The sequence below is a fragment of the Neotabrizicola sp. VNH66 genome, assembly GCF_049445895.1.
Lineage (GTDB): Bacteria > Pseudomonadota > Alphaproteobacteria > Rhodobacterales > Rhodobacteraceae > Pseudogemmobacter.
Map to the genome: position 1 here is coordinate 1 of NZ_JBMSDW010000037.1, position 6,500 is coordinate 6,500.

The window sequence follows — 6,500 nt, forward strand, 5'->3', positions numbered from 1 at the left end:
AGGCCCTCACGATCCGCGAGGAAATCTCAACCGCCTTTCGTGTTGGCCAGTCGCACTTCGACACCTTCGCCAAGATAGCACACCCCTCGGCCGATGCGACGCGTCGGTTCATCAAGGCCTTCCTGCAGGAAACCTTCGGCTTCGATGACCTCGTATCAGTGGATGGCCCTCTATCCTTCATCGCGGGCGGACGGGTGCCGGTCGTGGTCGTGCCCCCGTCAGACGAAAAACTCGACCGGCGCAGCGCGACCCTCTCGACCGACCGCACACGCTCGCCCGCCTTCGCCCTTCAGGACCACCTGAACGAGCATGACGATACCCTCTGGGGCCTCGTCACCAATGGCACCCTGATCCGCCTCATGCGCGACAACGCCTCGCTGACCCGCCCGGCGTATATCGAGGCCGACCTCTCCCAGATCTTCACCAACGAGGACGCCGCTTCCTTCGCCGTTCTCTGGCTCCTGATCCACCGCACCCGGTTTGGCGTCACTGGCGCCCCGGCCACCGATTGCGCGCTGGAACGCTGGCGCGATGCTGGATCCAAAGAAGGAGAAGTCGCCCGTGACCGCCTTGCCGTCCAGGTCCAACTCGCGCTCAAGGTGCTCGGCTCCGGCTTCCTCGAGGCCAACCCCGACCTGCGCGACAAGCTGAAAACGGGCGAGGTCAACCTGACTGAGTGGTTCAACGAACTTCTCCGCCTCGTCTATCGCCTGATCTTCCTGATGGTGGCCGAGGATCGCAACCTCCTGCACCCCGAAAAGGCCAAGCCCGACGCCCGCAAGCTTTACGCAGAAGGCTACAGCCTCGCCGCCCTGCGCGCCCAATGCTACCGCGCCGCTTCGTGGGACAAGCACCACGACCGATACGAGGGCATCAAGATCGTCTTCTACGCGCTGGCCAACGGCCAAGACGCGCTGGCGCTCCCGGCCCTCGGCGGCCTTTTCGCGGGCGACAAGCTGCCCCACTTGGAGACCGCCCGCCTGCGCAACCGCGCCTTCATGGAGGCGCTTTACCGCCTCTCTTGGCTTGACCAGAAAACCGGCATGGTCCCCGTCAACTGGCGCGCGATGGAGACCGAGGAACTGGGCTCCGTCTACGAATCTCTTCTCGAACTGCAGCCGCAGTTGGGGGATGACGGCAAGACCCTGCTTTTCGCCTCCGAAGCCGCCGAGCAAAAGGGCAACCAGCGCAAGACCACCGGCTCCTACTATACGCCCGACAGCCTCGTTCAGGCGCTGCTCGACACAGCACTCGACCCCGTCCTCGACAAGACCGAGGCCGAGGCGGACGATCCCGCCAAGGCGCTGCTGAAACTGTCGGTCATCGACCCTGCCTGCGGCTCGGGCCATTTCCTGCTGGCCGCCGCCCGCCGCATTGCCACGCGTCTGGCCCGCATCCGCGCCGATGGCACGCCCTCGCTTGCCGACTTCCGCCATGCCCTGCGCGATGTCGCGCGGTCCTGTCTGCACGGGGTGGACCGCAACCCGATGGCGGTGGAGCTGACCAAGGTCGCACTCTGGATCGAGACGGTGGACCCCGGCCTTCCCCTTGGCTTCTTCGACGCGCAGATCCGCTGCGGCGACGCGCTGCTGGGCGTGTTCGACCTGAAGGTGCTGCAGGGCGGTATCCCCGATGCCGCCTACAAGCCGCTGACGGGCGACGACAAGGACACCGCGAAATACTACCTGCAGGCCAACCGCGCCGCGACCTCGGGTCAGGGCGGGTTCGATTTCGGCACAGGGCAAGTTGCCATGCCCGAGATGAAACCGCTGGCGCTGGATTTCTCGGGCTTCCGCGATCTGCCCGAGGACACTGTGGAGCAGATCGGGGCCAAGGCCGCGCGTTTCAAGGAACTGCGCAAGGGGCAGGCATTTGTGCGGGCGACGGCGGCGGCAAACCTTTATGTCGCGGCCTTCCTGCTGCCCAAGGTGGGCGGCGCACCGGCGGGGGCCTCGGCCCGCACCGTGCCGACGACCGAAGAGCTTTGGTTGGCCCTCAATCAGGGCAAGATCCGGCAGGCGATGATGGACGCCCCCAAGGCCGCCCGCCGCGCCCGCGCCTTTCACTGGCCGCTGGAGTTCCCCGACGTGATGCAGCGCGGCGGGTTCGACGTGGTACTGGGCAACCCGCCGTGGGAGGTGATGCAGCTTTCGGAGAAAGAATACTTCGCCGCGCTGCACCCAGAGATTGCCTCCTTGGCAGGCGCAGCCCGCAAGCGGGCAATCGATGCCCTTCAACGTGACAATCCTTCCGCGTTCGAGGCGTTTCAGTCTGCTCTACGCTCTTCTGATGCTGGCAACGAGTTCGCCCGAGCGTCAGGTCGTTTCGATCTGACCGCACGGGGCAAGGTAAACACTTATGCGCTTTTCGCCGAGCATTTCGCGAGTCTGGCGCGAATGAGGGCCGGTGTGATTGTCCCGACCGGGATCGCGACGGACTCAACGACTGCACCTTTCTTTGCGGCATTGGTCAAAATGAAGCGGTTGGCCAAGTTGGTCGATTTCGAGAACCGCGCCGGGTTGTTTCCCGCCGTTCATAGCGCCATGAAATTCAGCCTACTCACGATTGGCCGCGATGAGCCTCTAGCAGCATTTGCCTTCTTCCTGACCGACCCGGGCCAGCTGATCGATCCAGAGCGCAACTTCACTATGTCGGCAGACGAGATCGCTCTGATAAACCCAAACACTGGCACGGCCCCAGTTTTTCGAGCGCGATACGACGCTGAACTGACTGCGAGAATATACTCAACGGCGCCAGTTTTGATCCATGAAGCACAGGGTGCGCTGGCTAACCCGTGGGGCCTCGAGTTCCGTCAGGGTCTATTCAATATGACGTCGGACTCAGAATTGTTCAAAACTGCCTCGCAGCTTGAAGCAAATGGCTTCGTTCGTGAGGGAACTGATTGGGTCATGCCTGGAATTAAACCTGCCCAAGGAATTTTGGCCGTCGATGGTAAGGACACACGTTCTTTGTCCTTGAGCGGAGGTGGGCCGAAAACGACGCGCTTTGTGCCGCTGTACGAGGCGAAGATGATTTCCTTTTTTGACCACCGGTTTTCGGGTTATGGCGCGCGCGGCGATGATCGAGGGTATCGTGTCCTTCCTGAGACAACTCCTGAAGAACACTCAGATCCAAGTTTCGATGTCGAACCATTTTACTGGGTTACAAAATCTGATCTTGAAGAAAGGTTGTCCGAGCGGACAAAGGCGGGATGGCTTCTTGGGTGGAAAGACGTCACGGCAGCAACGAACGAGCGGACCGCGATCTTTTCCGTAATCCCCCGCGTGGCAGTCGGCCACACCCTTCCGCTTATGTTCTCTACCGCCACTACCGCTCTGCTCGTCGGACTGTACGCGAACTTGAACGCATTGGTGACGGACTATACAGCTCGAAATGGTGTCGCAGGTCTGCACCTGACATATGGCTACCTCAAGCAGTTCCCGATTTTCGCGCCCAAGTTCTACACCGAACCCCGCCTCGCCTTCATCACACCGAAGGTGCTGGAACTCACCTACACCTCGCACAGCCTCGCCCCCTTCGCACGCGATCTGGGCCATGACGGCCCGCCCTTCGCCTGGGACGAGGATCGCCGCGCCCACCTGCGCGCGGATCTCGACTCCTTCTACGCCCGCGCCTACGGCCTGACCCGCGACGAGCTGCGCTACATCCTCGACCCCGCCGACGTGAAGGGCCCCGACTACCCCTCGGAAACCTTCCGCGTCCTGAAGGAGAAGGAAATCCGCCACCACGGCGAGTACCGCACCCGCCGCCTCGTCCTCGCCGCCTGGGACCGGATGGAAGCGAACGGTGAGTTTGCGGCGATGGGGATGTAGGGGATGCACTCGTACCTCAAGATCGCGCTGTGGATCGGGATCGTCGTGGCGATGTTCGTGATCTTCCCGCCCTTGCTTGTCATCGCAGTGCTGATCTTGCTGTGGTGGCTGATTACAAACCTGACGGAGCACGGCCCGAAGTGGATCTTGTGGCAACGGGATGCTCTGTTCTTGTGGATGGGCAAGTTCTGGTGGTTCGGCAAATTGCCTTGGGTGTCGGGAGTCCTGCGCCGCGTCCAAGCGGAAGACGAGCGCCGAAAGGAAGAGGCACGTCGCAGGAAAGCCGAGGCCGACGCCCGAGAACAGGAAGAACGCGACCGGGCCCAGAAGGAACATGATGCGCTGGTGGAGCGTCCCATCCCCCCGGACATCAAACGGGATATGCAGGCATTTCTTGATGGCAGTTTCGTGGGAGAGGACCAGTCCCCATTAGCTTATGTCGGGTACCGCGTCGGCAAAACCCGAGGGCTTGTCAGCCGCGAAAGACAGAGACGGCTGGATGCCTGTTTTCGCATCGAGATCCCGTCAGACCTCGACCCGAAGTATCAAGGCTGGGGCGGGCCAGCGACCTCGCAACGGTTCCATTCCATCGAGAAGCATCTGAAAATGTTGGCCAATATGCGGGGCAGCCGCAGCAATCAGAGATACGCCGTCGCGGATTGGGAGGCGGACCGGACATGGTTTCAGCAAGAGTATCGGCAGATCGCTGATCTGTTCCGGCGCCACCCGCCACGGCAATATTGGTGAATCCGGTGCAGATTGAAACGCCCCAGAGCTTTGTCGTCTCTCAGGAATGCCAAAAGGTCGCCTGGCAGAACGGCTATCGTCGTGCGTTGGGCGAAACGGACGGCTGGGCGCGCTATGGATCGACGACAGCGAAGGGCACGGTCTGGTTGGCAGCCGGGGGGCACGACGGGCCGTGGTTTCTGGCTCTCGATCACCTCGGTATCGTCGAGGATCTGAATCTTCCCGAGGCCGACATGCCGGGCCCGGGCCTCGTGCGTTATGCCTATCCCAATCTGACCACGCTCTATGCCGTGATGCCGCGGGTCTATCAGTTGGGAGTAACGCTGCCCGATGGCCCCCTCGAGGAATTCCGCGAGGCCGTGGAGAATTTGCCCAAGAGCACCGAGGCCGAGCGACTGGTCATCCAGCGCGTTGGCCAGGATATCTTCCGCGACCGGCTGATGACTTATTGGCAAGGTCGCTGCCCCCTGACCGGGATCACCGATCCAGCCCTGCTGCGCGCCAGCCATATCATTGCCTGGAAGGATTGCGCCAGCGACGCCGAGCGGCTGGACGTACACAATGGCCTGCTGCTTTCGGCATTGTGGGACGCCGCCTTCGACCGGGGTCTTGTCACCTTTGACGATGACGGGCAGCCACAATTTTCAGTGAAGCTGAGCGATGCTGCGCGACTTGAATTGCGGTGGTACGCACCTCTCTCCCTTAACGACAAGTTGCGCAGTCGGCTTAAGTGGCATCGGACCAGCCTGTTTGATCGTGATCACTAGAAAACAAAGGGGGCTCACGCCCCCTTCTCGAACTTCAGGACCGGGATGCCCAGTTTCTTGGCCTTGTCGGCGAGGTTTTCCTGAATGCCATTGCCCGGGAAGACGAGGACGCCCACGGGCAGCACGTCCAGCATCGCGTCATTCCGCTTGAAGGGTGCGGCCTTGGCGTGCTTGGTCCAATCGGGTTTGAAGGCGACCTGCGTGACCTTGCGGGCCTCGGCCCATTTGGCGGCGATGAGTTCGGCACCCTTGGGGCTGCCACCGTGGACAAGGACCATGTCGGGATATTTGGTCTGGACCTGATCCAGCTTGCCCCAGATCAGGCGGTGATCGTTGAAATCGGTCCCACCAGTGAGGGCAATCTTGGTGCCTTGGGGGAGCATCACTTCGGTTTCCGCGCGGCGCTTGGCGGAGAGGAAATCGCGGCTGTCGATCAGCGCTGCGGTCAGGTGCTTGTGGTTCACCATCGAGCCAGAGCGGGGCCGCCAGGTCGAACCGGTGTGAAGCTCAAACGTCTCGGCGCTGCGGTCGCGGAAGGCTTCAAGACAATGCCGCCGTTCGACAAGGCTGGTTCCTTCGGCCGTCAGACGCTCAAGTTCGGTCGATTTCACCTCGGAGCCGTCTTGTTCCCGCTGCAGGCGGTGCTGCGCCACTTCATTGTCGTCGAGCAGGCGCTCGGTGCGGGCGGCGGCGCGGTGGAAGAGGTTGACTTGGCCCCAGAGCAATTCTTCGAGGTCGGGTTCCATGCGGGTGTCGCCAAGGGTTGCGACGAGGGCATCGAAGATATCGCTGACTGCGTCGATGAGGCGCTCGGGCTCCGGCATCGGGCGCAGATCGACCTCGTCCTGGAAGGCACGGGTGCCGTAGAGCTGAAGCTCCTGAAGCGCCCAGGCGGTCTGGGAAAGGGCGGCGCTGCGGTCGAAATCCTCGCTCTGGAATTGGGTCGTCATGGTCTTTTGCCTCCGGCTGCTCGGGCCCGCGCGACATCCCGCGCGGCCTTCATGGGCTGCGAAAGCTGTCACTGGGGACGCCCCTTCACCCCCTTTCGGGGCCGGAACGCATGTGGAGGAGGACGGGGGGCGGCTGATTTGATGATGTGGACACCCCCACCCCAACCGTCGAGTCTGGCTTCAACGGTTCCCCGGGAAGAAGG

Annotated in this window: 4 protein-coding genes; 3 read left to right on the forward strand and 1 reads right to left on the reverse strand. The window is 62.3% G+C overall.

The genetic code is table 11. From position 1 onward, the window contains the following. The 3 genes from ACO2Q5_RS23675 to ACO2Q5_RS23685 form a co-directional block, all read left to right on the forward strand. Positions 1 to 3,833 (forward strand): Eco57I restriction-modification methylase domain-containing protein (locus ACO2Q5_RS23675; RefSeq protein WP_423295673.1); only part of this gene is annotated, 3,833 nt, incomplete at its 5' end. A 3-nt stretch (positions 3,834 to 3,836) separates the two neighbouring features. Beyond that, the gene (locus ACO2Q5_RS23680; RefSeq protein ID WP_423295674.1) at positions 3,837 to 4,580 is read left to right on the forward strand and encodes a hypothetical protein; all 744 of its coding nucleotides are present in this window, start codon (positions 3,837 to 3,839) and stop codon (positions 4,578 to 4,580) included. Positions 4,581 to 4,585: 5 nt separating this feature from the next. Continuing rightward, on the forward strand, positions 4,586 to 5,347 hold the full coding sequence (locus ACO2Q5_RS23685; RefSeq protein WP_423295675.1) for an HNH endonuclease: 762 nt from the start codon (positions 4,586 to 4,588) through the stop codon (positions 5,345 to 5,347). A 14-nt stretch (positions 5,348 to 5,361) separates the two neighbouring features. On the opposite strand, the gene ACO2Q5_RS23690 is transcribed toward ACO2Q5_RS23685, so the two are convergent. Next, positions 5,362 to 6,297: a DUF2493 domain-containing protein gene (locus ACO2Q5_RS23690; RefSeq protein WP_423295677.1), complete on the reverse strand. Its 936-nt coding sequence runs from the start codon at positions 6,295 to 6,297 to the stop codon at positions 5,362 to 5,364. Between the last annotated feature and the right edge of the window lie 203 nt (positions 6,298 to 6,500).